Genomic DNA, 26,151 nt, shown 5'->3' with positions numbered 1-26,151 from the left:
GTTCAGGCCTGCGGCGTGGCGTCCACCTGGAGCAGCGCAGCGCCCCGCTCCATCGACTCGACGAACTCCTCGACCATCTCCATGATCACGTCGGCCGATCGGCGCACCTTGTCGAGCCGACCGATGATCTGGCCGCACGGCATGAAGTTCACGTCCTTGGCCTGCGTGGGGTAGCGGTGGCCGCGCGCCATCGCCTCGACCGAGACCATCGACTGCATCGGCATGCCGAGCGGATCCGGCGTGTCCGGGCGCTCCCACGCCTCGGTCCAGTCGTTCTTGAGCATCCGGCACGGCTTGCCCGTCCACGACCGCGAGCGGATCGTGTCGCGGCTCGTGGCTGCCATGTACGTCTCCATCTGGCCGGGCGGGATGTCGGCTTCCTCGACCGTCAGCCACAACGAGCCCGTCCAGACGCCCTGTGCGCCCATGACCATGGCCGCCGCCATCTGCTTGCCCGACCCCACTCCCCCGGCGGCCAGGACCGGGATGTCGACGGCCTCGATGACCTCGGGCCACAGCACGACCGAACCGACGTCGCCGGTGTGGCCGCCGCCTTCGCCGCCCTGACACACCACGAAGTCCAGTCCGGCGGCTTCGTGCGCCTTGGCGTGCTTGACCGAACCGCACAGGGCTCCGATGAGCCGACCGCTCTCCTGCACATGGGCGATCACGTCTTCGGGTGGCGTCCCCAGAGCGTTGGCGATGAGCGAACACTTCGGGCGTGACAGCGCCTCCTCGAGCAACGGCATCGCGGTGGCCATCCCGAACCCGAGCAGTTCGTGTGGCTGTTCCTCCTCGGTCAGCCGGGGGACGCCCGCCTCGTCGAAGATCCCCCGGGCGAACTCCCGCACCTCGTCAGGGATCATGCCCTTCAACATGTCCTCGAGAGCGTCGGGATCCATCTCGTCCATGCCCTCGTACTTGCCGGGGATGACGATGTCGACGCCGTAGGTGCCCTCGACGTGCTCGTCGAGCCAGTCGAGCTCCTGCTTGAGCTGGTCGACCGTGAAGCCGACGGCCCCCAGCACGCCCATGGCACCGGTGTTGCACACGGCCGCCACCACGTCACGGCAGTGGGTGAAGGCGAAGATCGGGAACTCGATGTCGAGGCGCTGCGCGATGGGGGTCTGCATGGACATCAGCTTGCCAGAGAACTGGAACGTGTTCTAGTTCTGCATCAACCCGTGATCGCGGTCATGACCGTCGTCCCGACCAGCACGGTCGCCGTGAGCGGCGCTCCGACGCGCGCATAGTCGAGGAAGCGATAGCCACCAGGGCCGTAGACCATCGTGTTCGTCTGATAGCCGATCGGCGTGAGGAAGCTGGCCGATGCGGCGACGGCCACGGCGATCGCCATCGCACGGGGGTCGACTTCGGCGACGCCGGCCGAGGCGATCGCGATCGGGAACATCACGATGGCGGCCGCGTTGTTGGTGACCAGTTCGGTGAGGACGGCCGTCGCCAGGACCACGCCGAAGATCACGCCGGCAGAGCCGAAGCCGCCGAATGCATCGCTCAGCCCGTCGGCGATGCGCTGCGCGAGCCCGGTCGAGTCCATCGCTCCCCCGAGCCCGAATGCGGACGCGATGAGGATGATCACGTCGATGTCGATGGCCTCACGGGCCTCGACGAAGGTGAGGGTGCGGCTCACGATCAACGCCGCCGCGCCGAGGATCGCTCCCTCGAGCAGAGGCAACACGTTGGTCGCGCTGAGCAGGATCACTGCGGCGGTCACGACGGCCACGATCGGCGCCCGAGATGTCGCGGCCGGCGATTCGCCCCCGACGGGCGCCACGACGAGGAAGTCCCGCTTGTCGTGCCAGTTCCGCCGGAAGTCGGGTTTGGCCAGGAGCAGGAGCGTGTCGCCGTTGCGCAGCCGGATTCCGCCCAGCTTGCCGGCGACGCGGTGGCCCGAGCGGTGGAGCGCCACCACGGCGGCCTGGTACGTGCCCCGGAATCCCGAGTCACGGATCGTCGACCCGACCAGGGGCGACGACCGGCCGATCACCACCTCGAAGAAGCGGGTGTCGGGCGAGTCGACAGCGAGGACGTGTGCCTCCTCTGTGGAGCGGAGCCCCTTGCGACGCTGGAGATCGAGGATCTCCTCGACGTTGCCCACGAAGGTGAGCACGTCGCCACCGTCGATACGCCGGTCGGGCGCCACGGGGCTGACGACGGAGTTGTCACGCTCGATCTGGACCAGGAACACGCCCTGCAGGTCACGGAGCCCGGCGTCGGCGACCGTCGAACCGTCGAGCGGTCCGCCGGCGACCACCTGCATCGTCATCGAGAACTCCCGCGAGTTGGCCTCGGCCGATTCGGGCGGCGTCAACCGCGCCGGCACCAGTCGATCGCCGACCAAGAGCAGGAGCAGGAGACCGATCGCCGCCACCGGGAGGCCGACCTTCGTCATCTCGAACACCGACAGCGGCGCGCTGTCGGGCTCGGCGTCGAGCAGACCGGAGATCACGAGGTTGGTCGACGTGCCCAGGACGGTGACGACCCCGCCGAGCAGCGCGGCGAACGACAACGGCATCAGGTACTTCGACGGCGACACGCCGTGGCGCCGACACCAGCCGAGCACGTCGGGGATGAGCATGGCGACGAGCGGCGTGTTCGGGAAGAAGGCCGACGCCCCGGCCGTCGGGACGAGGAATCGGGTCATCGCTCGCCGGCCGGTGCCGTCACCCAGCAGTCGCGACGTCATCGACGTCAGCATTCCCGTCTTCTGCGCACCACGGGCCAGCACGTACAGAGCGGCGACCGTGAGCGGGGCCGAGTTCGAGAACCCCGAGAACGCCACGTCGGCCTCGATCACGTCGGTGATGAGCAGCGTGAACGTCGCGCCGAAGACCACGCCGGCCGGCGGGAACCGGTCGACCACGAGCACACCGAGCATCGCCACGAGGACGATCAGCGTCGTCCACTCGTCACCGCTCATCCGGAGCGCCACTTCCGGTCCCTCATGGGGCCACAGAGTGCCATGCTTCGACGATGGACGACAGCATCAGCCCCACGACGCCGGCCGAGGCATCCACCCACACCCGCCGGCACAACCTCGCCGTCGCAGCGTCGGTGCCCATCGACGATCAAGCGGACTTCGAACGAGCCTCCCGCGGTCTCGTCGCCCAGCACGCCACCGGGACCATCGGCGAAGGGCACGTCGTGTGGGACATCCATCGTCACGACTTCGTCCGCGAGGCCGAGACCGCACCCGAGACCGTGAACCCCTCGCTCTGGCGCCAGGCCCGCCTCAACTGCATCCACGGGCTGTTCGAGGTCGACACCTCCGGGACCCACGGCGTGTGGCAGGTACGGGGCTACGACCTCTCGAACATCACCTTCATCGCCGGCGACACGGGCTGGATCGTCATCGACCCGCTCACCTCGGTCGAGACCGCCCGCGCATCGCTCGATCTCGCCAACGAGCACCTCGGCGAGCGGCCCGTCGTCGCCGTCATCTACACGCACAGCCACATCGACCACTTCGCCGGCGTCCTCGGGGTCACCACCCAGGCCGACGTCGATGCCGGTCGTTGCCGGATCATCGCTCCCGAGGGGTTCCTCGCCGAAGCGGTCAGCGAGAACGTCATCGCCGGTCCGGTCATGCTCCGCCGTGCGATGTACATGTACGGAGCGCTGCTCCCCCAAGGACCTCGCGGCCAGGTCGACTGCGGTCTCGGCAAGGCGACACCGCTGGGAACGACGAGTCTCATCCCGCCGACCGAGGAGATCGGCGCCACCGGCACCGAGCTCGAGATCGACGGCGTCCGGGTCGTGTTCCAGTACACGCCGGGGACCGAAGCGCCCGCGGAGATGAACTTCCACTTCCCCGACCTGCGGTTGCTGTGCATGGCCGAGAACTGCTCGCACAACCTCCACAACCTCTACACGCCGCGCGGTGCGCAGGTGCGCGACGCACTGGCGTGGAGCAAGTACATCGGGGAGGCGATCGACCTCTTCGCCGCCGACACCGACATCTGTTTCGCCAGCCACCACTGGCCCCGGTTCGGTTCCGACGACTCCCGCCAGTTCCTCGAGCAGCAGCGCGACGCCTATCGCTGGATCCACGACCAGACGATGCGGCTCGCCAACCACGGACTCACGCCCCTCGAGATCGCCGAGACGCTGGACATGCCCGAGGGCCTCCGCAGCGAGTTCCACGCGCGGGGCTACTACGGCACGGTCAGCCACAACGTGAAAGCGGTGTACCAGCGATACATCGGGTGGTTCGACGGCAACCCGTCGCACCTCCACGCCCTCCCGCCCGAGGCCGCCGGCGCGAAGTACGTCGAGTACATGGGCGGCGCCGACGCCGTGGTCGACCGAGCGCGGGCCGACGTCGCTGCCGGCGAGTACCGGTGGGCTGCCCAGGTCCTCGACCACGTCGTCTTCGCCGACCCGTCGCACCGCGAGGCTCGTCTCCTGTTGGCCGAGACGCTGGAGCAGCTGGGATATCAGGCCGAATCGGGCCCCTGGCGCAACTTCTACCTGACCGGCGCGCAGGAGCTACGGGCCGACGGCTTGCTCGACCTCGGCATGTCGAACCTCGGTGGATTGGCACCGGCGATGACCACCGAGATGCTCTTCGATGCGCTCGCCGTCCGTCTCGTCCCCGAGCGGCTCGGACTCGATTCGTGGTCCGTCAACGTCGAGGTGACCGACCGAAGCGAGCGCCACGTCGTGGGCTTGTCGAATCAGACGCTCTTCCATCGTCCGGCGCAGTCCGACGACGATGCCGTCTGCACGCTCTCCACGACGGTGCCGTCGTTGATCGGATTGATCGACGGAACCGTCTCACTCGACGATGCCCCCGACACCACGGTTGCCGGCGACGCCGACGCCATCACCGCATTGTTCGCCGGCCTCGACCGCTGGCCGAGGGTCTTCCCGATCGTCACACCGTGAAGACGATCATCCGTCCTCATCGGTCGAGACGTCGTCGAGCTCTCGCCTGAGGGCCGCCACCAACGACGGTGCCGCCTCGATCGTACGGACCGGGAACGGCATGTCGAGTCCTTCCGCGTCGAGGCGTTCCTTCACGGCACGGAACACGAGGTGCTCGACACGACGCACGTCGGCCTGATGCGGGTCGGTCCAGTAGCGAAGATCGAACACGACCGCGTTGTCGCCGAGACCGATCAGGTACGCCTGCGGTTCGGGGTCGGCCAGCACGCCCTCGACACCGCGGCAGGCGTCGAGGATCACGTCTTCGGCCACTCCGAGGTCGTCGTCGTACCCGACGCCGATCTCGAGACTGGTACGTCGCTCGCCGAAGGCCGTGAGTACCTGGATGGCGCTCTGGTAGACGTCGGCGTTGGGAACGATCACACGCTGGCCGTCGAAGGTCTTCAACGTGGTCTCGCGGATCGTGATGCCCTCGACCGTGCCGGTGAACCCGTTGACCTCGATCTGATCGCCCTGCTGGAACGGCTGCCGGATGATCAGGAGGACGCCGGCGAGGAGGTTCGACAAGATGTCCTGGAACGCGAAGCCCAGAGCGATCGAGAAGACACCCAGGCCGGCGATGAAGTCGACCGGTTTGACGCTCGGCGAGGCCAGCGTCACGGCGAAGATGACCGCGACCGACACGATCCCCCAACCGACGAGACGGGAGACCACACGCCCGAAGCTCGGCGTCTGGCGGGCCGTCAGTCTCGGCTCGAGGACCCGCCGCGTGACGCGGCTGACGATGTAGGCGACGATCACGACCCCCAGACCCACGCCGATGCGCAACAGATCGTTCTCGGCCAAGTCCACGCCCACGAGCATGAGGGACCCGTACCCCCGTGCGGCCGTCCTCAGACTCCCCCGGTCTCGCTCAGATGTCGGAGGACCGTGCGAGGCAGCGCATTGCACGGGTCGACACCGAGACGCTGCGCCGGGTCAGGCGCACGATGTCCGGATCGATCCCGGCAGGGAGGAACGCCACGGACATGCCCGTGTCGGGGTCGGCCCATGCCACCTGGCCGCCGGCCCCGTCGTGGCCGAAGGTCCGCGGACCGGCATCGACCGGCAGTCCACGGCGAGGCGCCATCCCGTCGGTCCCGGCGACCATGAAGCCGCGCGTGCGGTTGGCCGACGCAGCCCGGAGCGGGTCGTCGGCGGTCACACGGACCGCGCCGGTCCCGTCGGCGACGACGCCCTCGTCCCAGAGGCCGCCGGGATTGATCAGGACGCCCTGGTAGAGCATCGCGACATCGGCGGCGGACGCGTAGGCACCGGCACCGGGTACGCCCACCCGCCGGACCTCGTGGTCGTTGAACCGGAGCAGCGCATCGAACGTGGCCTCGCCGAGATCGACCGTCACGTCGCCGTCGGCGACGACCACGAGGTCGGCGACATCGTGCACCGTGTCGTCGATGCCGAAGAACGACGGGAGACCGAGCGGGTCGGTGACCAGTGCGTGGATCGCCGACACGTGATCGGTACCACACACGGCCGCGAGCACCTCCGCCTGGACCCAGGAGGCCGAGGTCGCGTGATAGGCGAACTCGGCGCCCGGTACCGACGTGACGTACCAACTCGCCATCTTCTCCCGTCGGCGACCGGGATCCCCCCAGTCACCCGGACCGAGCGGTGCTCGAGGCAGCCCCGCGGTGTGGAGGAGGAGGTGGTCGACCGTGACGTCGTCCTTGCCCCCGCCGGTGAACCAGGGAAGGACGTCGACGACCTTCCGGTCGTACGTCAGCTCTCCATCGCCGATCAGCCGCCAGGTCGCGAGGACGGGCAGCACCTTCGATGCCGAATAGAGAGGGGTGACCTGGCCGGGGCTCGATGCTCCGATGTGGTCGAAGAGCCGGACGTCGCCGTCGACGGCGATGGCGAGCTGCGCACCGTGCACGAGCCCCCTCTCCACGTCGTGGTCGATCCGGCTCCGGAGCCCCTCGACCTCCTCGGCGTCGAGCGCACTCGTGTCGGAGCTCACCATGTGGCGTCGCCCCGGAGCACGGCATCCGCTCCGCCGTCGACGAAGACCACCTGGCCGGTCACGTGCGTGTTGTCCGCGCTGGCCAAGAACTCGAGCAGCGGTGCGATCTGCTCCGGCCCGGCGTGCCCGTTCAGCGGCATGGGCACCGCGCTGTCGACCATCTCGAGCCCACCGTCGGCGGCGAGCAACTCGGCGGTCATCGGCGTGTGGACGGTGCCGGGGGCGATGGCGTTGAGCGGGATCCCCGCGCCGGCCCACGCGGCGGTCGGCGCGTTGCGTCGGATCCAGCGAGCGATCGCCGTCTTCGACGTCAGGTACGCCATCGAGGGGTTCTCGGCCATCCGCTCCCTGGCGGTCGCCTCGTCGTCCGCGAGGCAGGCATCGACCACGCCCTCGTCGGCCCCCATGATCGATGCCACCGACGAGATCACCACCGCCCGTGGGGCATCCGATCCGGCCAGGAAGGGTCGGAGTCCCTCCAGCGTCGCCACCGCGCCGAAGTAGTTGACCGAGATCGTCTGCGGCGACTCGGCCGAGATCCCGGCGCAGGCGACGATCGCGTCGACCTGTCCGGACGAGGCAGCACGGACGCCCTCGACCATGGCCGCTCGACCGGCATCCGTCGACAGGTCGGCCTCGACCGTCGCTCCGGTGAGATCGACGCCGATCACCCGATGGCCCGAAGCCTCGAGACGCTCGACAGTGGCGGCACCGATGCCCGATGCCGACCCAGAGACCACGTAGGTGCGCATCCGGGCAGTCTCGCAGGGATCTGACGCGGTGTCAGAAATCCCCGGCGTTGCGACGTACCGGCGTCAGGACCGCGGTGACCGCGTCGTGGTCGACGCTGTCCGGTCCGTCGAGGCCGAAGTCCACGTCACCCAGCGAGGCCGCAGCCCGTTCCACCACGCTCCGGCCGTTCGCGGTGATGCAGGCGAGGACCGTCCGGCCGTCGTCGCGGTGCCGACGGCGCTCGACGTACCCATCGCGCTCGAGCCGGTCGACGGTGTTGGTCACGCTCGCGGCGTGGACCTGGAGGCGCTCCCCGACCTTGCCCATCGGCAGGCACCCGTCGGAAGTGAAGTGCAGTAGGGCGAGCGCCTCGAAGCGGGAGAACGTGAGTCCCAGCGGCGCCAAGGTGGCGTCGATGCGGCCGACGAGGATCTGGTTGGCACGGGAGATCGACGTTGCAGCCGCCATCGCCTCCACCGACGTCCAGCCGTGGTGCTCCCAGTTCCGCCGGGCTTCGGCCACGGGATCGAAGTCGAGCGGCACACTGGGTACAGTACGGGAAACTCCTTGGACATCAAACCATTTCGAGATGAGCGGCTCATGACCGAACCGACGACAGACCGGAACCAGTGGGAAGCGGCGTTCGACGCGGCGGCGAAGCGGGACACGCTCTTCTCGACCCGGTCCGGCGTGGAGCAGGACGCCGTCCACGGCGACGGGCCCTTCCCCGGCCAGTACCCCTACACCAGAGGCATCCACGCAGCGGGTTACCGCTCGCGCCTGTGGACCATGCGCATGTTCGCCGGCTTCGGCACGGCGACCGACACGAATGCCCGGTTCAAGGACATCCTCCGCAACGGTGGCACCGGCTTGTCGACGGCGTTCGACATGCCGACGTTGATGGGACACGACTCCGACAGCGAATGGGCGGTCGGTGAGGTCGGTCGAGCCGGCGTCGCCGTCGACACCCTCGCCGACATGGAGGACCTCTTCGCCGACATCGACCTCGGGGGCGTGTCGACGTCGATGACGATCAACGGGCCGGCCGCCATCGTCATGGCGATGTACATCGCGCTGGCCGAGAAGACCGGCGTCGACCACGGAGCGCTCTCGGGCACGATCCAGAACGACATCTTCAAGGAGTACCAGGCGCAGAAGGAGTACATCTTCCCGCCGCGGCCATCGGTCCGGCTGGTCACCGACATGATGGCCTTCACCGCCGCAGAGATGCCCCGATGGCACCCCGTCTCGATCTCCGGCTATCACATCCGCGAGGCCGGCTCGACCGCTGCACACGAGCTCGCGTTCACCGTCGCCAACGGCTTCGCGTACGTCGAGGCCGCGATCGCAGCGGGGCTCGACGTCGACACGTTCGCTCCGCGCCTGAGCTTCTTCTTCAATGCCCACTCCGACTTCTTCGAGGAGATCGGCAAGTTCCGAGCCGCCCGCCGGATCTGGGCGCGCTGGATGAAGGAGCGTTACGGCGCCACCGATCCGAAGTCGCAGATGCTGCGCTTCCACACCCAGACCGCCGGCGTGTCCCTCACCGCGCAGCAGCCCAAGAACAACATCGCCCGTGTCGCCATCCAGGCCTTGTCGGGCGCGCTCGGCGGCACCCAGTCACTCCACACCGACTCCTACGACGAGGCGCTCGCGCTCCCCACCGAGGAGGCGGCACGCATCGCGCTGCGTACCCAGCAGATCGTCGCCCACGAGACCGGCGTGGCCAATGTGGTCGATCCCCTCGGGGGCGCGCCGTACGTCGAGTGGATGACCGACGAGATGGAGCGGCAGGCCGAGGCGGTGTTCGCTCATCTCGACGAGTTGGGCAACGGGTCCATTCTCGAGGGCGTGTACGAAGGCATCGAGAACGGCTACTTCGTGGGCGAGATCGCCGACGCCTCGTACCGGTTCGAACGCGAGGTCAACGCCGGCGAACGCATCATCGTCGGGGTCAACGCGTTCACCGAGGGCCACGACGAGGGCGAACAGAACCTGCTCCGGGTCGACCCGGCGACCGAGGAACTCCAACACAAGCGTTTGGCCGGCGTGAAGCAGGACCGCGACGACGCCGCAGTCGCCGCCGTGCTCGAGCGAGTGAAGGCCGACGCCGCCGACCCGACGGTCAACATGATGCCCGTGCTCATCGATGCCGCGAAGGCCTACGCCACCGAGGGCGAGGTCGTTCGGGCGCTCGAGAGTGTGTTCGGCACCTACGTGGAGAAGACGGTCATCTGATGGAAGAGCAGAACATCCGGATCGTGCTGGCCAAGCTCGGTCTCGACGGCCACGACCGCGGTCTCCGGGTCGTCACCCGCATGTTGCGAGATGCCGGCTTCGAGGTCATCTACCTCGGACTGCGCCAGACCGCCGAGATGGTCGTGGCTGCAGCCATGCAGGAGGATGCCGATGCCGTGGGCCTGTCGTTGCACAACGCCAGCCATCTCACGCTCGCGCCTCGCATGGTCGACTCGCTCCGGGACGCCGGGCTCGACATCCCCGTGATCGTGGGCGGGATCATCCCCGACGACGACGTGCAGCCGCTGCTCGATGCCGGCATCGCCGCGATCCTCGGGCCCGGAGCCTCCGCCACCGAGGTGGCCGAGTCGGTCCGTTCTGTCGTGCTCAGAGACCCATCAGCTGGGTGATGCCGTGGTCGCGGCCGGCGGTGTAGCCGCCGTCGGCGATCAGGGTGTGGCCGGTGACGAAGCTGGCGTCGTTCGACAACAGGAATGCCGCCACCGACGCCATCTCCGACGGGCGACCGCTTCGCCGGAGGGCGTGTTCCTCCACCAGCTCCGCCTTGTAGTGCTCCATCCCGGGCATCCCGGCGATGACCTCGAACAGCGGTGTGTCGATGAACCCGGGGCACAGGGCATTGACGCGGATGCCCTGGCGGCCGTAGTCGATGGCCATGTTCTTGGTGAGGAGGGCGACGGCCCCCTTCGACGCGTTGTAGGCGCTGCCGCCGGCGGTTCCCTCGATCCCCTCGATGCTCGCGACGTTGACGATCGAACCCCGCTCCCCGTCGACGAGGTCCTGCTGCAGCATCTGCCTCGTGGCGTGCCGGGCGACGAGGAACGTCCCCGTGGAGTTGATCCGCATGATGCGGTCCCACTCCTCGGGTTCGAGCAGGTGGACCGGCCCACCGCCACCGACGCCGGCGGCATGCATCACGCCGTCGACACGCCCGGTGACCGCAGCAGCAGCTTCGAACGCACCTCGCACGGCGTCGTCGTCGCTCACGTCGGCAGCGACTCCGGTGAAGCGTTCGTGGTCCCGGTCCGGAACGGCGAGGTCGACACCGACGACGTGAGCGCCGTCGTCCAACAGCCGGTCCACGGTCGCCTCACCGATGCCCGACGCCGCGCCGGTGACCAGCATCGTCCGTCCGTCGAATCGCCCCATCGTCGTCTCCCCGTCTCGCTGTCCATCCGTTCGAGCGCGGGACCGTACCCGGATGCCGCTCTGGCCGCTGCCCCGTGTCAGTCGGGATCGACCCCGACGTCCGACGGGCGGTCGCCCTGCAGATAGCGAGCACCGGCGCCGAGGGCCGAGGCCACGTCGTCCGGGTTGTAGAGCGCGCAGGTGTCGAGCGAGAGGCAGCCGCATCCGATGCACGAGTCGAGGTCGTCGCGGAGCTTCTCGAGGCGGGCGATCTGCTCGTCGAGGCGCGGTCGCCACGCAGTCGCCAGGCGAGCCCAGTCGCCCTGTGTCGGCGTGCGAGCCGTCGGCAGTCGCTCGAGGGCCTCTCGGGCCTCGTCCAGGGTCAGGCCGACGCGCTGGGCCGCTCGCACGAACCCGATCCTGCGAAGCGTGTCGCGCGGGAACCGACGCTGGTTTCCCGACGTCCGGACGGCATCGATGAGTCCCTCGGACTCGTAGTAGCGCACGGCCGACACCGCGAGGCCAGAGCGTTCCGCCACCTCGCCGATGGACAGCTCCATCTTGGACATCCGCTCGCCTTTCGCGTCCTTGACCTCGAGTGGACTTGAGATCTTAGGGTGCCCGCATGCCCCCGCTCTCGGACGCAGCCCTCGTCGACGCCACTGCCACGGTGCTCGCCGCGCCACGGGTCGAGCCGCCCGACTCGTTCGTCCTCCATGCGCCGCTCGAGTTGCTCGCTCGCGCCGCACTGCTCCCCCACACCTCGCCGGACTCCCGTTCCCGAGCGCAGGCGCAGATCGTCTCGATCGCCGACCGATTCGAGGGCTCCGGCTCGGCCATCGAGATCGACGACCGGCCGTTCTCGGATACGGGCGGCGCGCTCGATGCCCTCGTGTCCGCGACGCGAGACGGAGATCTCGACGCGGCGGCCCGAGCCGGCCGCTTCCTCGGTGCCACGCTCGACGCGCACCACCTGTCGCAGGCCGTGGGCGACCTCCTCGCACCGAGCCTGGCGGCCGCAGCACACGGACCGATCTTCCTCCATCACCTCCCCCGCTCCAGTCCCCGCTCGCCCCTCGCCGGGGCCATGTTCGGGACACTGGCGAGAGAGGTCGCCCGACACCCGGACTGGTCGCTGCGCTGGCAGGAGGGCGGTTGTCGTGGTGGAGGCGACCTGGCTGGTGCGCTCCGCTCGACTCCCGTGCTCGGACCGCCCGGATCGAACTCCATCCACCCGTTGATGGTCCAGGCAGAGGAGTCCGGACTCGCAGAGGAGGTCGTCGGGGGTGCGATCGACGACGACACCGACCCGGACCTCGCGATGCAGGTGATCCTGCGAACCGCGACCGCGTCGATGCTCCTCGACGACCCGGACCACGCCCCCTACGGCTGGTCGCACTGTCTCACCATTCCGCAGGGTGTCCTCTCGACGCTGCCGACGACCTCGCGTCCAGCGGAGATCCTCGCCATCGCAGCGACCCACGTCGTCGGCTTCCGCGCCGCCCTCGCCTCGCGACCTCTCGACGAGATCGAGGGTCCGGCGGGACCGATCGGCGCCGACGCGCTCGTCCCTGGCGTGCGACGTCCTGACGCCACGGCACTGCAGGCCGCGATCGACTTCGCCGCCGTCCACGAGGATGCGCACCTCACGAAGTACCTCGTCTCCTGCATGGACGCCGCACGCGCCGACCCCGCAGGGTCGTCACAACATCTGGCGGCCGCGGTCCACCTCGCCGACTGGTGGCGAGCCCACGACGACTGATTGGCGAGCGCCGTCCGGATGCACGTCGTAGCATCGTCCCGAGATGGGGGAACTGCTTCGGTTCACGCTGGTCGGCGTGGTCACGGGCTCGGTCTATGCGATCGCGGCCAGTGGGCTCGTCGTGACGTACACGACATCGGGCGTGTTCAACTTCGCGCACGGTGCCGTGGGCATGATCGTCGCCTTCGTCTACTGGCAACTCAGCGTCGACGTCGGACTGCCGGTCTGGCTGTCGCTCCTGCTCTGCCTCGTGGTCATCGCTCCGCTGATGGGCATCGCGATGGAGCGCCTCCTGTTCCGACGACTCGCCGGCGCCAACGTCGGGGTCTCACTCGTGGTGACCGTCGGTCTGCTCGTGATGCTCCTCGGCATCGGCCAGACCATCTGGTCGGGCAACGAGGCGCGTGCGCTTCCGGACTTCTTCCCGGGGTCGTCGTTCGAAGTCCTCGGCATCGTCGTCCGCTACCACGAGCTCACGATCCTGGTCGTCGCTGCCGCCGTCGCGATCGGACTCCGCCTCCTGCTCTTCCGCACGCGCGTCGGGGTCGCGATGCGTGCCGTGGTCGACGATCCGGGACTCGCAGCACAGAACGGCATCATCCCCGAGCGTGTCTCGATGCTCGCCTGGATCATCGGGACGGTCCTCGCCGGCATCGCGGGAATCCTCCTCGCCCCAGACCTGACCCTCAGCCACACCGGGCTGACCCTCCTGGTGATCAACGGCTACGCCGCGGCGATCCTCGGCCAGCTCCGCAGCCTCCCGCTGACCTTCAGCGGCGCGCTCATCCTCGGCTGTCTCCAGTCGTACGTGGTGGGGTACGGCAGCCGGGTGGACATCGGCGCCGGGCTCCTCGGCGGCAACTCGATCTTCTTCGAGATCAACCCGGTGATCCCGGTGCTCTTCCTCCTGGTCGTGCTGGTGTTCCTGCCCCAGACACGACTCCGGGTCGGTCGGGTCATCGGCGCGGTGACGCCGCGGGTCCCGGACGGACCGACCGCGCTCCGACGAGCGGGCGCGTTCCTCGCCGTCGCCGTCGTCATCTCGGGCCTGCTCGACGATGTCCGGCTCTTCGACGCCACCACCGGCCTCGTGTTCGGCATGGTCATGCTGAGCCTCGTGCTCCTGTCGGGCTACGGCGGACAGATCGCGCTCTGTCAGTTCACCTTCGTGGGCATCGGTGCACTCGTGATGGGAAAGCTGTTCCCCGACGGGCAGCTGATCGGCCTCGTCGTGGCCGGGGCGGTCACCGCGGTCGTCGGCGCCATCGTCGCGCTCCCGGCGCTCCGACTACAGGATCTCTACCTCGCGCTGGTCACCTTCTCGGTGGCGCTGTTCGCCGACGAGATCGTCTTCAGTCATCCCAACGCCTATCCGAGCGGCGGCAACAGCTTCTTCGAGTCGGTGAAGCTCGGACCGCTCGACTTCAGCGGCGACCGTGCCAAGTTCCTCGTGGCCGCGACGGGCTTCACAGCCTTCGCGCTGTTCGTCCTGGCGACACGGCGGAGCGCGTTCGGCCGACGCCTGAGCGCGATGTCCGACAGCCCCGCTGCCGCGGCAACGCTGGGGATGAGCATCCTCCGCACGAAGATCCGGGTCTTCGCCACGTCGGCCGCCATGGCGGGGATGGCCGGCGGCCTCTTCGGCATCACCCGAGGATCGGCCGGGGCGATCGACTTCAACGCGATCCGCAGCCTCTTCGTGTTCCTGCTGGCCACCATCGGCGGACTCACGACCGTCACCGGCGCGTTCATCGGCGGTGTCGTCTTCGCCGTCCTGCCGGTCATCCAGAAGGAGGTCTTCGACAGTTCGATCCAGCTCGAGGGACTCTTCATCGGCATCGGCGCCATCGTCGTGAGCCGTCAACCGAACGGCTTCGCCGGCGTCATCCTCGGCCGACTCGAGCGTCTCCGTTCGATCGAGGCTCCCGCCGAACCCGCGGCACCCGGCGAACCGGCCGACATGACCGACGTGACCGATCAGACCCGCGGCGTGCCGTTGCCCTTGTAGGCGACGAATCGTCCCTCGCACTGGAAGCCGTTCGACGGCTGGACCCGGGTGAACTCGCCCTTGACGATCTCGAGATAGGTCTCGCACACCCCGGGCTTCTTCGCCCCGATGTCGAGCGACTCGGTCATGCCGAAGTTGTCCCACGCATGCATGGACTGCATCTGCTGCAGGACCGCCTCACGTGTCACGTTCGGCCCGACCTCCTTCATGGCCTCGATCATCAACCGGCCGGACAACCAACCGTAGAAGGCGAAGATGTCCACCTTCTGCGACGGGTCGACCTTGGCCATCCAGTCGAGGAAGAGCGACACCTCGGGGACCTTCGCCGCGTCCTGGCCCAGGTACAGGGCGTTGCCCATGCCGATGATCGCTCCGTTCAGGGGGTCGGCGCCGCCGGCAGCCTTGAACAACCCCGAGTCGTACGCGGCCGGCGACGGGTAACGCATGGGCGGGACGAAACCCTGCTGCTTCATCGACTTCATGAACCGAGCGATGCCGGTGACGTCGAACACGATCAGGTATCCCTCGACGTCCTTGCCCTGCATCTGGATGGCATCGGTCGTGAAGTTGGTCTCGGTCGCCTGGAACTCACGGCCGTACACGAACTCGAAACCGACGGATTCGCATGCCTGCTGTTGCCACGCCGCGTTCGCTCGCGCCGCGTCGGCGTTGCCCCAGAAGATCGCCATCCGCTTGATCTTGTCGGCACCGAACCTGGCCTTGAGATAGTCACAGCCCGTCGTCGGCCAACCGACGTCGAACGGGAACGGCGAGATGTGGGTGGGAACGTCCTGGCGCGCCTTGGCCAGCGCGCGTCCGACGTCGAGGACGCCGGATCCCTGGATCTCCGGGACGCTCGCCACGTCGCTCAGCGAGAACGAACCGGAGAACGCGAAGACCTTGTCCTTGAGTTCCTTGTGACGCGAGCGGTTCTGCCCGGCATCGAAGTTGTCGTCGCCCGACACGACCTTGAAGGTCCGGCCGAACAGACCGCCTTGGCTGTTCTGGTAGGCGTAGGCCGCCTGCGTGCCCACGAGGGCACCGCGGAACAGGCCAGGGACGGGCCCGGACAGCGTCGACACGTTGCCCAGCGTGATCTCGGTCGCGGTCACACCCACGTCGGTGGCGCCGCCGTTGCCGCCCTGCGGCGCTTCGACCTCCGGTGCCGAGGGCTGCTCCCCCGCTCCCGAAGGCCCTTCGCCCCCGCCGGTCGACGGTCCGTTGCCGGAGTCCGACGTCGACTCGTCGCCGGGCGACTGGCCGAGATCCAGGTCGTCGTCCGACGACCCTGACTGCTGTCCACCAGACCCCGTCCTGATCGGGCCACCGCCCTCGGCACCGGTCCCGTCGGCCGCGAGTTCGGCGCGGATCTCCTCCTCGGTCAACCGACCACCACATGCCGCAGCGACGGTGACGAGCACCATCAACGCGGCGATCAAACGCCTGCGATCCCTCATGTTCCCCCAACGTGCCGACCCGGACACCACCGAGCGCGTCGCCGGTGCGTTGGGTACTGTACGACACGATCGATGCCGCCATCAGCGGATGACGGCATCGGCAGGGGACGGAACTGGGGACGATGGGTCGATCGATGGTCGATGACGACGTGGCGCCTGCGCTCGAGCTGCGCGGGATGCGCGCGGCCTACGGCCGCATCGAGGTGTTGCGCGGAGTCGATCTCGTCGTCCCACGCGGCTCGGTCTTCGCCCTCCTCGGTCCGAACGGCGGCGGCAAGACCACGACCCTCAACGTCATCAACGGGCGACTCGCCCCCACCGCTGGATGCGTGCACATCGGCGGCGTCCACGTGAACGGCGCCTCGACCGCCCGGCTCGCTCGCGCCGGGGTGTGCAGCGTTCCCGAGGGACGCGGGATCTTCCCCAACCTGTCCATCGACGAGAACCTGCTCCTGGCCACGTACACGGCGAGCGGTCGGTCGGCCGCCGAGATCCGCGAGCGAGCGTTCGCTCGGTTCCCTCGGCTGGGCGAGCGCCGGTCGCAGGTCGCCGGCACCCTCTCGGGCGGAGAGCAACAGATGCTGGCGATGGCGCGAGCGCTGACGGTCGATCCATCGCTCCTGCTGCTCGACGAACTGTCGATGGGACTGGCGCCGGTCATCGTCGAGGGGCTCTACGAGGCGGTCGCCGACCTCGCTCGCGAAGGCATCACGATCCTCCTCGTCGAGCAGTTCGCCCGTATGGCGCTGCCCGTCGCCGACTACGCCGGGATCATGCTGCATGGCCGGCTGGCGGTCGTGGGAGAGCCCGGCGACCTCGCCGACGACCTCGACGAGGCATACCTGGGTGGGTCGGCGGCATGAGGATCGGACCTCGCACCCGCGCGGCGATCACCACCGCAGTAGGTCTCGTGCTCGTCATCGGGCCGTTCGTCGGACCGTCGTCGGCACAGCAGGAAGAACTCATCGGCTACCTCGGCCTCGGCGACAGCGACGCGGTCACACAGACCGGCGGCGATCCGACCCAAGCCGGGTACCCCCAGGCGCAGTCGAAGACCGCGCACACCTACTCGTCGCTCGACACCGGTGCCAACGGGCTCGCACTCGCGAGCTCCGAGTGGCCCGGCGAATTGGTCGGGAACGCGGGAAGTCTCGCCCAGGTCTTCGGTGCACCCGAGGAGGCCGGCGTGCTCAACTACCCCGTCCGCGCCGAGGCCAGCACGGCCGGCCCACCCGAGGCGAGCGGACCGGGGATGGCGGCCCGGGTCGACGGCCCGTTGGCCGAAGCCGTGGCCACGTCGGGCGGGTTCACCGGCGAGGGGTCCGAGTTCCTCACCTTCGGCGAGGTCCGGAGCGTCAGTCGGTCCGAACTCGTCGACGGTGTCCTCGTGGTGACGGCGTCGGCCACCGTGACCGACATCGACATCGGCGGCGTGATCACCATCGATTCGGTCCGCACGACGTCGATCGCACGAACCGACGGCACGACCGGGAGCAACGAGGGCAGCACCGCGGTCTCGGGGCTCGCTGTCGCCGGGCAACCGGCTCGCGTCGACGAGAACGGGATCCACGCCGGCGACGGCACCACCGAGAACCCCGCCGACGCCATCGCTCAGACGGTCATCGACGATGTGCTGTCGAACTTCGCCGAAGCGTTCGAGATCGAGGTGTACCTGAGCAAGCCACGGTCCACTGATGGCGGCACCATCCAGGAGTACCGATCGGGCGCTCTCGTCGTGAACCTCGTCCTCGGGGACCCCGAGGCAGGCCAGGGCGGCGACGGTGTGCTCGCCATCGGCGGTTCGAATGCCTATGCGCAGGCCACGTCGGGGCTCCCGTTCACCGCCACTCCCCTCCCGCCCGCCACCGCCACGCCGTTCGGAACTCCGGTCGCTCCAGACCCCGCCCCGTTCGACACGGGTGCCGTCGACTTCTCCCCGACCGACTTCGCGCCCACGCCCTCGGCCACCATCGCCGACGTCGCCGACGTGCTGGCTCCTGCGCCCGTGCTCGACACCCAACTCATCGTCGATCGGTTCTCGGGTGTCGGGTTCGTCATGCCGATCATCGTCCTCCTCGGCGCGCTCGTCGCCGGGCGGGGACTCCGACGTTTCCACGAAGCGGTGACCGAACCCACGGCCGCCGCCTGCCTCATCGACGGAGAAGAACCATGAGCATCGCGACGGCCGACGACCTGACCGCCGCCGGCGCCGGTCCCGGTGCCGGAGACCGACTCCACGACGCGGTACGTGGACTCGCGACGCGAGCGTCGCGGCCCGATGCCGATCGCCTGCTCCGCCTCGCCGGACCGGTGCTCCTGCCCACGGGAGCGATCCTGATCCTCCTCGGCTGGTACGGAGCTGCCAACACCACACGGGTCTTCCTTCAGATCCCCTACCTGATCTCGGGCGGCCTGCTCGGGCTCGGGCTGATGTTCGCTGGTGGCTTCCTGTACTTCGCCCGCTGGCTCACGGACCTGCTGGACGAGACCCGTGCCCGTGCCGACGCAGCCGAGGCCTCGGCGGAGCGAACCGCCCTGGCCCTCGAGCGGATCGAGCAGTCGCTCCGCGACGTCCGTTCCGGTGCGTCGGCCCGAGCGGACGTCGCTGTCACGGTGGATCTCGTCGCCACCGCCAAGGGCTCGATGGCCCATCGGCGCGACTGTCGACTCGTGGCCGGGCGTGCGGTGCACGACGTGACCTTCGACGGCACCCTGGGCCGGTGCCAGATCTGCCGTCCACCGGTCGGTTGACTCAGTAGCTCCGTGGCAGTCCGAGCACGTGCTCGGACACGTAGTTGAGGACCATCTCCTGGCTCACGGGAGCGATGCGCATGAGCCGAGCTTCGCGCCAGTACCGCTCGACGTCGTACTCCGAGGCGTATCCCATTCCTCCGTGCGTCTGCAGAGCACGGTCGGCGGCGAGGTAGCCGGCTTCGGCCGCCAGGTACTTCGCGGTGTTCGCGGCCTCGCCGCACGGGAGGCCGGCGTCGTAGCGGGCGCTGGCGTCACGGACGGCCAACTCTGCGGCGCGGAGACGCATGTGCGCGTCAGCGAGGGGAAACGCCAAGCCCTGGTTCTGCCCGATCGGCCGATCGAACACGACGCGCTCGTTGGCGTAGCCGATCGCGCGGGACAACGCGACCCGACCGATCCCGAGTGCTTCGCCCGCAAGCAGGATGCGCTCGGGGTTCAGGCCGTCCAGCAGGAGCTTGAAGCCCTCTCCTTCCTCACCGAGTCGGTCCTCGTCGGGTACGAACAGGCCGTCGAAGCCCACCTCGCACGACACCACCGCGTTCCGGCCGAGCTTGTCGATCGGGTTGATGTCGACCGCCGGGTCCTTCAGGTCGGCGAGCAACAACGTCATCCCGTGCGTGGGCTTCGCTGCCTCGTCGCGCGGCGTCGTGCGGACCAGGAGCAGGACCTTCTCGGAGATCGAAGCCTTGGTCATCCAGACCTTGCGACCCCGGACCAGGTAGCCACCGTCGACCTTGGTCGCCCGCGTCGAGATCCGACTGGTGTCCGTTCCGGCGTCGGGTTCGGTCACCCCGAAGCTCACATGCAGGCTGCCGTCGGCGATGCGTGGCAGGTAGCGCTGCTTCTGGGCATCGGTGCCGTGCTTCACGACCGGGTTCATGCCGAAGATCGACAGGTGGATCGCCGAGCAGCCGTTCATCGCTGCGCCCGACGCCGCGACCTCCTCCACCAGGATCGACGCCTCGGTGATGCCGCAGCCGCCACCGCCGAACTCCTCGGGGATGCAGATCCCGACCCACCCACCCTCGGCCAAGGCCTCGTAGAAGGCCCACGGGAACTCGTGGGCCGAGTCGCGCTCGCGCCAGTACTCGTCGTCGAAGCGTGAACAGACCCGACGGACGCCGTCGCGGAGGTCGGCGTACGGATCCTCAGTCAAGAGCGGCCTCGACGGCAGCGATGAGACCGCCGGTCCGCGGATCGTCCGACAGGTTGGCGCTCATCTTGTTCATGACGTAGGCGAAGCCGACCTTGCGATCGGCGTCGGCGAGACCCAACGAGCCCCCGGCACCGGCATGTCCGAAGCTGGCCGGCCCCATGAGCGGCGAGAACGTCGAGGGGATGAAGAACCCGAGTCCGAAGCGTGTCGGCACGACGAGCGTGCGGTCGCGTCCGTCACTCCGCTCCTCGGTCGCCCGCTTCACGGTCTCGTCGTCGAGGAGGCGCACACCGTCGACCTCGCTCACACACGAGGCGTACAACTTCGCCAACGAGCGGGCGTTGGTGATTCCGTTCGCTGCCGGGATCTGCGAACGCCAGACCTCGGGGCGATTCCAGGCGAGGCCGTCCGCTCCACCCAGACTGAACGCCCCGTTCAGGTGGAGGGCACGGTTGGTGACCGACTCGGGATCGAGGAACGCTGCCGCGAGGTCACCCAGCAGCGGCGCGATCTCCGGGTCCGTCAGGTCGAAGGATGCATCGCCCGGGTCCATGGCGATGAGCGGGGCGACCCGGTCGTGCTGCGCGTCGGGGAGGCCGATCCAGAGATCGAGGCCGAGCGGACCAGACAACTCCTCGGCCACGAACTGCCCGATCGGGCGACCGTCCACGCGCTTGACGATCTCGCCGACCAACCATCCGTAGGTCAGCGCGTGATAACCGTGCGCCGTACCGGGCTCCCACAACGGCGCCTGCGCTGCGAGCGCCTCGACGATGGGATCGATGGCGAGGACCTGATCGAGTGACAGCCGCTCGTCCACGACCGGCAGACCGACCCGGTGGCTCATCACGTCGGCGAGGGTCGCGTCGGCCTTGCCGTTGACCGCGAACTCGGGCCAGATGTCGGCGACCTTCGCTTCGAAGTCGAGCTGGCCCCGCTGCGCCAGGAGATGGGCGCAGATGGCAGCGATCCCCTTCGTCGACGAGAACACCAACTGCAGTGCGTCTGCGTCGTACGGCGTCTGTGCAACGGGATCGGCGAGCCCGCCCGTGAGGTCGACGACGCATTCGCCGTCGACGAACACCGCGACGCCGGCACCGACGTCGCCATGGGTGGCGAAGTTCTCCTCGAACGCCTGGCGGACTCCTTCGAAGCCCTCGGCCACGGTCCCGTTCACTGTCGTCATCGGATGTCCCCCTGCAAGATCGGATCGGTCCGGGCGACGCTAGCCCCCGGACGACCTCGCGACTGACCCGCGGTTCAAGTGCGAGACTCCGGGCGTGGAACGCCCCGCGACGCCCGACGTGCCCATCGACCTCGACCGGCTCGAGGCCTGGATGGACGAGAGAGACCTCGGCACGGGGCATCTCCAGGACGTCACCGTGTTGACCGGTGGCACCCAGAACATCCTGCTCCGCTTCGACCGGTCGGGGCGTTCGTACGTCCTTCGCCATCCACCGCTCCACAAGCGGCGCAACTCCGACGAGACGATGCGACGCGAGGCTCGGGTGCTCGCGGCCCTCGCCGGCACCGACGTCCCCCACCCCGGCCTCATCGCCGCCGAACCGGACACCGACGTGCTCGGCGCGGCGTTCTACCTGATGGAGCCGATCGAGGGTTTCAACCCGGCGGCGGGGCTCCCGGAGCCACATCGATCCGATCCGGCGATGCGCCACGCCATGGGGCTCTCCATGGCCGATGCCGCTGCTGCGCTGTCACGGGTCGACCACGAGGCCGTCGGACTGGGCGACTTCGGGCGTCCGGACGGCTGGCTCGAACGCCAGGTCGACCGCTGGCGCAGCCAACTGGTCGGCTACGGCGACCTCGACGGCTATCCCGGTCCCGACATCCCCGGCGTCGATCGGGTCGCCGCGTGGCTCGACGACCACCGTCCGGACTCGTGGACACCCGGCATCATCCACGGCGACCTCCACTTCGCCAACGTCCTGGTCCGGAACGACGGCCCCGAACTCGCGGCGGTCGTCGACTGGGAGTTGTGCACCATCGGCGATCCGCTGCTCGATCTCGGTCACCTGCTCTCCACCTGGCCGGGGGGCGAGGACGGCAACGGCCCCGGTGGCGTCGGCGGCGGCATCGCCGACCTGCCGGACAAGGACGAACTCGTCGCCCACTACGCAGCAGCGAGCGGACGGAGCGTCGACCACGTCGACTGGTACCACGTGCTGGCCGCGTACCGGCTCGGGATCATCCTCGAGGGCACACACGCTCGTGCGTTCGCCGGCAAGGCCCCGAAGGAGATCGGCGACCTGCTGCATGCGACGACGGTCGGGTTGTTCGAGAGAGCGCTTGCCGTCATCGACGGCACCTGATCGTCCGTGCATATGGTGAGCGGATGACCGGACACGACTTCGCTGACAGGTACGGCCCGTGGGCGCTGGTGCTCGGGGCCGGCGCCGGATTGGGCGAGTCCTACGCGCGTCAGCTGGCCCGACGGGGACTCGACCTGGTGCTCGTCGATCGCGACGCCGACGCGCTCGAGGCGTTGGCTGGTGGACTGCGGTCCTCGGTGGCGTGCCGGCGCCTCGACGTCGATCTCGGGCTGCCCGACGCGGCCAGCACCCTGGTCGATGCCGTCGCCGACCTCGACGTCGGGCTCCTCGTGGCCAACGCCGCGGCCTCGCACGTCGGCTTCTTCCGAGAACAGCCGCTGGCCTCGATCGAGGCCCAGCTCCAGGTGAACCTGGCGACCCCGGTGGCGTTGCTGCACCGACTCCTCCCGAGGTTGACCGAGCGCGACCGCTCCGGCGTGATCCTGATGTCGTCGCTGTCCTCACGACGTGGAGCACCCCTGGTCGCCACCTACGCAGCGTCGAAGGCGTACCTGGCGATCCTCGCCGAGTCGCTGTGGGACGAGCTGGCCGACGACGGTATCGACGTGCTCGGCGTACTCCCCGGCTCGACGCGGACCCCTGGATGGCTGTCGTCGCTGCCCCAGTCGGGGCTCGGGACGGCGACCCTGATGGTGCCGGACGACGTGGTGGCCGAAGCGCTCGACGCGCTCGGGTCCGGTCAGCCGACGCTCGTCGCCGGTTCGTCGAACCGGGATTCCGAAGCCATGCTCGAGTCGATGCCGCGCGCCGATGCCGTTCGGATCGTCGGACAGGTCATGCGCGACATGTACCCCGACGAGCGCGACATCGACATCTCGCTCTGATCCCGGCGCTACCCTGCATCAAACGCACCTGGTCCGACTGGACCACGTGCACAGGCTCAGGTCCCTGGCGGGTCCGGCAAAGGACATCCACATGCAGACCAGTTCGCAAGACGAACGCGCACCGTTCGTCCATGAATCCATCCCGGTCGACGGCCGGACGGCACGTCGAGATCGCAACAGGAACAGCGTCCTCGAGGCGGTCCTCGAACTCTTCGAAGAGGGCAAGCTCTCCCCCGGCGTGCATGAGATCGCCCATCGATCCGGCGTGTCGCTGCGATCGGTCTATCGCTACTTCGACGACGTCGACGACCTGATCGCCGCAGCGATCGACCGCCAGTACGACATCGCTCGGCCGCTCTTCCTCCTGTCCGGGCTCGGACAGGGACCCCTGCTCGACAGGATCGAGCGGTTCTGTGCTGCGCGCGTCCGTCTGTTCGAGTCGGTCCGGACGGTGCACATCGCCGCGACCGCCCGTGAGCGCCTCGATCCCCGGATCGCCGAGGCCATGGACCGCTGTCGCGAGCAGCTGTCCCGCCAGACCGCGGCCATGTTCGCGCCCGAACTCGGCCAGATGGCGGACGACACCGCGCAGGTCGTCGGCGTGACCCTCGACATCCTCACGCAACTCGAGACCATCGAACTGCTCCGAGGCACACGCGGGCTCACGGTCGAGGGCGCGGTGCAGTATCTCCGCGACACCTTCGACGACATGTTGACCTGATCGGCCGCCGCCGGGCTTTTCCGGCGGATCCCACACCAGCAGTACCTTCGGGATGGATCTGTCCGACCACGCCCCCGAGGAGATACCGGTGCGCAGCGCCAAAGACTTCTTCGCTCCACTCGCGATCGGCGCTCCTGCCCCGCTCCGTGAGATCCCGTTCCGTCCATCACGGAACATCCACTTCTTCCCGCCGGCCAACGAGAAGATGCGCTCCAAGGTGCCAGGGATGGTCGAGACGTGCGACGTGCTCCTCGGGAATCTCGAAGACGCCGTGCCGGCCTCCGACAAGGAAGCGGCACGGGCTGGTCTGATCGAGGTCGGCCAGACCGTCGACTTCGGTGACTGCCAGTTCTGGACCCGCGTCAACAGCCTCGACTCACCGTGGGGCCTCGACGACCTGCTCGAGATCGTCCCTGCCATCGGCGACAAGCTCGACGTCGTCATGATCCCGAAGGTCGAAGGTCCCGAGGACATCCACTACGTCGACCGCCTCCTCGCCCAACTCGAGGCCAAGGCCGGTCTGACCGAACCGCTCCAGGTGCACGCAATCCTCGAGACCGCCCGAGGCGTGGCGAACGTCGAGGAGATCTGCGCGGCCTCCCCCCGGATGCAAGGCCTCTCCCTCGGCCCCGCCGACCTGGCCGCCAACCGGCGCATGAAGACGACGCGGGTCGGTGGCGGGCATCCGGGCTACCTGGTCCGTTCCGACCCCACGGGCGACGATCTCGAAGCCGGTCGGGTCACCGCTCAGCAGGACCTGTGGCACTACACGGTCGCCCGCATGGTCGATGCCTGCGCCGCCAACGGGATCTACGCCTACTACGGCCCGTTCGGCGACATCCGCGACACCGTCGGCTGCGAGGACCAGTTCCGAAACGCCTACCTGCTCGGCTGCGTCGGCGCATGGTCGCTGCACCCCGTGCAGATCGACATCGCCAAGAAGGTGTTCTCTCCCCCGGTCGAGGACGTCGAACACGCCAAGGCCGTGGTCGAGGCCATGGGCGACGGCACCGGTGCCGTCATGCTCGACGGCAAGATGGAGGACGACGCCTCGGTCAAGCAGTGCCTCGTCGTGCTCGACCTCGCCAAGCAGCTCGCCGAACGCGACGCCGACCTCAAAGCCGCCTACGGCCTGTGACCCAAAATCTCGTTGGTTTCTCCGGAAGGTCCTGAACAAGTGACGACAGATCCCTCTTTGCGGCCTCGCCGATCGGTCCTCTACATGCCTGGCGCCAACGAGCGCGCGCTCGAGAAGGCCAAGGGCCTCGCGGCCGACGCGCTGATCCTCGACCTCGAGGATGCCGTCGCGCCCAACGCCAAGGCCGAAGCACGTGACCGTGTGTGCGCCGCGGCTTCGTCCGGCGAGTACGGCAACCGCGAGATCGCCATCCGCGCCAACGGTCTCGACACCGATTGGCATGCCGACGACGTCGCGGCGATCGCGGCCGCCGGGCCCGACGCCATCGTCGTCCCCAAGATCAACTCCGTGGACGACGTCCGCTCCGTCGAGTCCGCGCTCGATGCCGCCGGCGCCCCTACCCACACCAAGATCTGGGCCATGGTCGAGACCCCGATCGCGATGCTCCACGCCGAGGCCATCGCCGGAAGCTCCGACCGGCTCACCGTCCTCGTGATGGGCACGAACGACCTCGCCAAGGAACTCCGAGCCGAGCACGTGCCTGGCCGACAGCCGCTCCTCACCGGTCTCGGGCTGTGTCTGCTGGCTGCCCGGGCCACGGGGAAGGTCATCCTCGACGGCGTCTACAACGACATCAAGGACGACGCCGGCTTCCTCGACGAATGCCGCCAGGGACGCCAGATGGGCTTCGACGGCAAGACCCTGATCCACCCAAGCCAGCTCGATCCGTGCAACCAGGTCTTCGCCCCGTCCCCCGAAGCCGTCGGCGCCGCGAAGGAGATCATCGCGGCGTTCGAGGAAGCCGAGCGCGAGGGCCGAGGCGTCGTCACCGTCAACGGTCGCATGATCGAGAACCTCCACGTCGACGAGGCCCGCCGCACCCTCGCCCAGGCCGACGCCATCGCCACCCTGACAACCCCCTGACCGTTC

At 68.7% G+C, this 26,151-nt stretch carries 24 protein-coding genes; 13 read left to right on the top strand and 11 right to left on the bottom strand.

The features are described 5' to 3' along the window. Window positions 1–2: 2 nt before the first annotated feature. Both AB8619_RS07610 and AB8619_RS07605 read right to left on the bottom strand, forming a co-directional pair. Entirely contained in the window at window positions 3–1,133 is a 1,131-nt protein-coding gene (locus AB8619_RS07610) for a nitronate monooxygenase (protein ID WP_436795861.1), read from the bottom strand. Between the two features lie 44 nt (window positions 1,134–1,177). Further along, the gene (locus tag AB8619_RS07605) at window positions 1,178–2,941 is read right to left on the bottom strand and encodes an SLC13 family permease (protein ID WP_436795860.1); all 1,764 of its coding nucleotides are present in this window, start codon (window positions 2,939–2,941) and stop codon (window positions 1,178–1,180) included. A gap of 53 nt (window positions 2,942–2,994) precedes the next feature. Between AB8619_RS07605 and AB8619_RS07600 the strand changes: the two genes are divergently transcribed. Next, window positions 2,995–4,908 carry an alkyl/aryl-sulfatase gene (locus AB8619_RS07600; RefSeq protein WP_436795859.1) on the top strand — a complete coding sequence of 638 codons (1,914 nt, stop codon included), beginning with the start codon at window positions 2,995–2,997 and terminating at the stop codon, window positions 4,906–4,908. Window positions 4,909–4,914: 6 nt separating this feature from the next. Here the strand turns inward: AB8619_RS07600 and AB8619_RS07595 are convergent, their stop codons facing one another. The 4 genes from AB8619_RS07595 to AB8619_RS07580 form a co-directional block, all read right to left on the bottom strand. Beyond that, window positions 4,915–5,760: a mechanosensitive ion channel family protein gene (locus AB8619_RS07595; protein WP_436795858.1), complete on the bottom strand. Its 846-nt coding sequence runs from the start codon at window positions 5,758–5,760 to the stop codon at window positions 4,915–4,917. A 61-nt stretch (window positions 5,761–5,821) separates the two neighbouring features. After that, a complete protein-coding gene (locus AB8619_RS07590) occupies window positions 5,822–6,931 on the bottom strand; it encodes a serine hydrolase domain-containing protein (RefSeq protein WP_436795857.1) in 1,110 nt (369 codons plus the stop codon). Next, on the bottom strand, window positions 6,925–7,683 hold the full coding sequence (locus AB8619_RS07585; RefSeq protein ID WP_436795856.1) for an SDR family oxidoreductase: 759 nt from the start codon (window positions 7,681–7,683) through the stop codon (window positions 6,925–6,927). The genes AB8619_RS07590 and AB8619_RS07585 overlap by 7 nt, the downstream gene beginning before the upstream one ends. Before the next feature lie 31 nt (window positions 7,684–7,714). After that, on the bottom strand, window positions 7,715–8,206 hold the full coding sequence (locus AB8619_RS07580; RefSeq protein WP_436795855.1) for a MarR family transcriptional regulator: 492 nt from the start codon (window positions 8,204–8,206) through the stop codon (window positions 7,715–7,717). Between the two features lie 57 nt (window positions 8,207–8,263). Between AB8619_RS07580 and AB8619_RS07575 the strand changes: the two genes are divergently transcribed. After that, window positions 8,264–9,901: an acyl-CoA mutase large subunit family protein gene (locus tag AB8619_RS07575; protein ID WP_436795854.1), complete on the top strand. Its 1,638-nt coding sequence runs from the start codon at window positions 8,264–8,266 to the stop codon at window positions 9,899–9,901. Next, complete coding sequence (locus AB8619_RS07570) at window positions 9,901–10,311, top strand: cobalamin B12-binding domain-containing protein (protein ID WP_436795853.1); 411 nt, start codon at window positions 9,901–9,903, stop codon at window positions 10,309–10,311. Before AB8619_RS07575 ends, AB8619_RS07570 begins: the two co-directional genes overlap by 1 nt. On the opposite strand, the gene AB8619_RS07565 is transcribed toward AB8619_RS07570, so the two are convergent. Together AB8619_RS07565 and soxR are read right to left on the bottom strand one after the other, a co-directional pair. Then, the gene (locus AB8619_RS07565) at window positions 10,289–11,071 is read right to left on the bottom strand and encodes an SDR family NAD(P)-dependent oxidoreductase (RefSeq protein ID WP_436795852.1); all 783 of its coding nucleotides are present in this window, start codon (window positions 11,069–11,071) and stop codon (window positions 10,289–10,291) included. The genes AB8619_RS07570 and AB8619_RS07565 overlap by 23 nt on opposite strands. A 77-nt stretch (window positions 11,072–11,148) precedes the next feature. Then, the gene (gene soxR, locus AB8619_RS07560) at window positions 11,149–11,619 is read right to left on the bottom strand and encodes a redox-sensitive transcriptional activator SoxR (RefSeq protein ID WP_436795851.1); all 471 of its coding nucleotides are present in this window, start codon (window positions 11,617–11,619) and stop codon (window positions 11,149–11,151) included. 56 nt (window positions 11,620–11,675) lie between these two features. On the opposite strand from soxR, the gene AB8619_RS07555 reads away from it, so the two are divergent. Both AB8619_RS07555 and AB8619_RS07550 read left to right on the top strand, forming a co-directional pair. Beyond that, the gene (locus AB8619_RS07555) at window positions 11,676–12,812 is read left to right on the top strand and encodes a hypothetical protein (RefSeq protein WP_436795850.1); all 1,137 of its coding nucleotides are present in this window, start codon (window positions 11,676–11,678) and stop codon (window positions 12,810–12,812) included. 43 nt (window positions 12,813–12,855) lie between these two features. Next, entirely contained in the window at window positions 12,856–14,820 is a 1,965-nt protein-coding gene (locus AB8619_RS07550) for an ABC transporter permease (RefSeq protein WP_436795849.1), read from the top strand. On the opposite strand, the gene AB8619_RS07545 is transcribed toward AB8619_RS07550, so the two are convergent. After that, window positions 14,790–16,277: an ABC transporter substrate-binding protein gene (locus tag AB8619_RS07545; RefSeq protein WP_436795848.1), complete on the bottom strand. Its 1,488-nt coding sequence runs from the start codon at window positions 16,275–16,277 to the stop codon at window positions 14,790–14,792. The two genes, AB8619_RS07550 and AB8619_RS07545, sit on opposite strands and share 31 nt — an antisense overlap. A gap of 134 nt (window positions 16,278–16,411) precedes the next feature. On the opposite strand from AB8619_RS07545, the gene AB8619_RS07540 reads away from it, so the two are divergent. The 3 genes from AB8619_RS07540 to AB8619_RS07530 are packed head-to-tail and all read left to right on the top strand — an operon-like array spanning window position 16,412 to window position 19,028. Further along, a complete protein-coding gene (locus tag AB8619_RS07540) occupies window positions 16,412–17,140 on the top strand; it encodes an ABC transporter ATP-binding protein (protein WP_436795847.1) in 729 nt (242 codons plus the stop codon). Next, entirely contained in the window at window positions 17,137–18,450 is a 1,314-nt protein-coding gene (locus AB8619_RS07535) for a hypothetical protein (RefSeq protein ID WP_436795846.1), read from the top strand. The genes AB8619_RS07540 and AB8619_RS07535 overlap by 4 nt, the downstream gene beginning before the upstream one ends. Next, window positions 18,447–19,028 (top strand): hypothetical protein, encoded by a 582-nt coding sequence (locus AB8619_RS07530; RefSeq protein WP_436795845.1) that lies wholly within the window; start codon window positions 18,447–18,449, stop codon window positions 19,026–19,028. The genes AB8619_RS07535 and AB8619_RS07530 overlap by 4 nt, the downstream gene beginning before the upstream one ends. 1 nt (window position 19,029) lies before the next feature. Here the strand turns inward: AB8619_RS07530 and AB8619_RS07525 are convergent, their stop codons facing one another. Both AB8619_RS07525 and AB8619_RS07520 read right to left on the bottom strand, forming a co-directional pair. Beyond that, window positions 19,030–20,187, bottom strand: a complete 1,158-nt coding sequence (locus tag AB8619_RS07525) for an acyl-CoA dehydrogenase family protein (protein WP_436795844.1) — start codon at window positions 20,185–20,187, stop codon at window positions 19,030–19,032. Then, window positions 20,180–21,373: a serine hydrolase domain-containing protein gene (locus tag AB8619_RS07520; protein WP_436795843.1), complete on the bottom strand. Its 1,194-nt coding sequence runs from the start codon at window positions 21,371–21,373 to the stop codon at window positions 20,180–20,182. The genes AB8619_RS07525 and AB8619_RS07520 overlap by 8 nt, the downstream gene beginning before the upstream one ends. A 151-nt stretch (window positions 21,374–21,524) precedes the next feature. Between AB8619_RS07520 and AB8619_RS07515 the strand changes: the two genes are divergently transcribed. The 5 genes from AB8619_RS07515 to AB8619_RS07495 all read left to right on the top strand — a co-directional run bounded on the left by AB8619_RS07515 (window position 21,525) and on the right by AB8619_RS07495 (window position 26,145). Next, window positions 21,525–22,517 carry a phosphotransferase family protein gene (locus tag AB8619_RS07515; protein WP_436796359.1) on the top strand — a complete coding sequence of 331 codons (993 nt, stop codon included), beginning with the start codon at window positions 21,525–21,527 and terminating at the stop codon, window positions 22,515–22,517. A 23-nt stretch (window positions 22,518–22,540) separates the two neighbouring features. Then, window positions 22,541–23,362: an SDR family NAD(P)-dependent oxidoreductase gene (locus AB8619_RS07510; RefSeq protein ID WP_436795842.1), complete on the top strand. Its 822-nt coding sequence runs from the start codon at window positions 22,541–22,543 to the stop codon at window positions 23,360–23,362. Between the two features lie 91 nt (window positions 23,363–23,453). Next, window positions 23,454–24,083: a TetR/AcrR family transcriptional regulator gene (locus AB8619_RS07505; RefSeq protein WP_436795841.1), complete on the top strand. Its 630-nt coding sequence runs from the start codon at window positions 23,454–23,456 to the stop codon at window positions 24,081–24,083. An 88-nt stretch (window positions 24,084–24,171) separates the two neighbouring features. Beyond that, window positions 24,172–25,221, top strand: a complete 1,050-nt coding sequence (locus AB8619_RS07500; RefSeq protein WP_436795840.1) for an HpcH/HpaI aldolase/citrate lyase family protein — start codon at window positions 24,172–24,174, stop codon at window positions 25,219–25,221. Between the two features lie 57 nt (window positions 25,222–25,278). Beyond that, window positions 25,279–26,145, top strand: coding sequence for an HpcH/HpaI aldolase/citrate lyase family protein (locus tag AB8619_RS07495; RefSeq protein WP_436796358.1), 867 nt, complete (start codon window positions 25,279–25,281; stop codon window positions 26,143–26,145). Window positions 26,146–26,151: the final 6 nt, after the last annotated feature.

The organism is Actinospongiicola halichondriae, assembly GCF_049103745.1.
In the GTDB taxonomy this organism is placed as follows: domain Bacteria; phylum Actinomycetota; class Acidimicrobiia; order Acidimicrobiales; family Salinilacustritrichaceae; genus Salinilacustrithrix; species Salinilacustrithrix halichondriae.
The sequence above is the reverse complement of the archived record's forward strand: the minus strand, read 5'-3'. Positions and strand labels throughout refer to the sequence as shown.

What these genes read in the sequence shown, in the direction of transcription:
- AB8619_RS07540 (WP_436795847.1), top strand. Translation starts at nt 16,412, where the DNA reads ATGGTCGATGACGACGTGGCGCCTGCGCTCGAGCTGCGCGGGATGCGC.
- AB8619_RS07565 (WP_436795852.1), bottom strand. Translation starts at nt 11,071, where the DNA reads ATGGGGCGATTCGACGGACGGACGATGCTGGTCACCGGCGCGGCGTCG.
- AB8619_RS07590 (WP_436795857.1), bottom strand. Translation starts at nt 6,931, where the DNA reads ATGGTGAGCTCCGACACGAGTGCGCTCGACGCCGAGGAGGTCGAGGGG.
- soxR (WP_436795851.1), bottom strand. Translation starts at nt 11,619, where the DNA reads ATGTCCAAGATGGAGCTGTCCATCGGCGAGGTGGCGGAACGCTCTGGC.
- AB8619_RS07605 (WP_436795860.1), bottom strand. Translation starts at nt 2,941, where the DNA reads ATGAGCGGTGACGAGTGGACGACGCTGATCGTCCTCGTGGCGATGCTC.
- AB8619_RS07505 (WP_436795841.1), top strand. Translation starts at nt 23,454, where the DNA reads ATGCAGACCAGTTCGCAAGACGAACGCGCACCGTTCGTCCATGAATCC.
- AB8619_RS07510 (WP_436795842.1), top strand. Translation starts at nt 22,541, where the DNA reads ATGACCGGACACGACTTCGCTGACAGGTACGGCCCGTGGGCGCTGGTG.
- AB8619_RS07535 (WP_436795846.1), top strand. Translation starts at nt 17,137, where the DNA reads ATGAGGATCGGACCTCGCACCCGCGCGGCGATCACCACCGCAGTAGGT.
- AB8619_RS07610 (WP_436795861.1), bottom strand. Translation starts at nt 1,133, where the DNA reads ATGCAGACCCCCATCGCGCAGCGCCTCGACATCGAGTTCCCGATCTTC.
- AB8619_RS07515 (WP_436796359.1), top strand. Translation starts at nt 21,525, where the DNA reads ATGGACGAGAGAGACCTCGGCACGGGGCATCTCCAGGACGTCACCGTG.
- AB8619_RS07550 (WP_436795849.1), top strand. Translation starts at nt 12,856, where the DNA reads ATGGGGGAACTGCTTCGGTTCACGCTGGTCGGCGTGGTCACGGGCTCG.
- AB8619_RS07575 (WP_436795854.1), top strand. Translation starts at nt 8,264, where the DNA reads ATGACCGAACCGACGACAGACCGGAACCAGTGGGAAGCGGCGTTCGAC.
- AB8619_RS07530 (WP_436795845.1), top strand. Translation starts at nt 18,447, where the DNA reads ATGAGCATCGCGACGGCCGACGACCTGACCGCCGCCGGCGCCGGTCCC.
- AB8619_RS07555 (WP_436795850.1), top strand. Translation starts at nt 11,676, where the DNA reads ATGCCCCCGCTCTCGGACGCAGCCCTCGTCGACGCCACTGCCACGGTG.
- AB8619_RS07545 (WP_436795848.1), bottom strand. Translation starts at nt 16,277, where the DNA reads ATGAGGGATCGCAGGCGTTTGATCGCCGCGTTGATGGTGCTCGTCACC.
- AB8619_RS07570 (WP_436795853.1), top strand. Translation starts at nt 9,901, where the DNA reads ATGGAAGAGCAGAACATCCGGATCGTGCTGGCCAAGCTCGGTCTCGAC.
- AB8619_RS07600 (WP_436795859.1), top strand. Translation starts at nt 2,995, where the DNA reads ATGGACGACAGCATCAGCCCCACGACGCCGGCCGAGGCATCCACCCAC.
- AB8619_RS07585 (WP_436795856.1), bottom strand. Translation starts at nt 7,683, where the DNA reads ATGCGCACCTACGTGGTCTCTGGGTCGGCATCGGGCATCGGTGCCGCC.
- AB8619_RS07520 (WP_436795843.1), bottom strand. Translation starts at nt 21,373, where the DNA reads ATGACGACAGTGAACGGGACCGTGGCCGAGGGCTTCGAAGGAGTCCGC.